At 67.7% G+C, this 387-nt stretch carries 1 protein-coding gene; it reads right to left on the bottom strand.

Annotated features, from left to right (window positions below; genetic code table 11):
- Positions 1–40: 40 nt before the first annotated feature.
- On the bottom strand, positions 41–387 hold a 347-nt coding region (locus tag BVI061214_RS00505; protein ID WP_156303176.1), incomplete at its 5' end, for an ATP-binding cassette domain-containing protein.

Here is a 387-nt window from a genome sequence, read left to right as displayed (position 1 = left end):
CCAAAACCGCCTTTCCCGAAAGTATTCCCATGGCCCCAATCTACAGGCTCAGGTACGCCTCCCGCACCCGGGGGTCTTGGGCCAGCGCCGAAGCGGGGCCTTCCAGCACCACCTTCCCGTGCTCCAGGACGTAGCCCCTCTCGGCCACATCCAGGGTGAGGGCCACGTTCTGCTCCACCAAGAGCACCCCCACGCCTTCCCCCGCCACGGCCTTGAGGGCCAGAAGGACCTCCTCAGCGAGCCTCGGGGAAAGGCCCAGGGAAGGCTCGTCCACCAGCAGGATCTTGGGAAAGCCCATAAGGGCCCGGCCGATGGCCAGCATCTGCTGCTCCCCACCGGAAAGCGTCCCCGCCAGCTGCCGCCGCCTCTCGGCCAGGCGGGGAAAGA

The organism is Thermus aquaticus (assembly GCF_001280255.1).
Taxonomy (GTDB): Bacteria; Deinococcota; Deinococci; order Deinococcales; family Thermaceae; genus Thermus; species Thermus aquaticus.
This window is presented reverse-complemented; position numbering and strand designations above follow the sequence as displayed.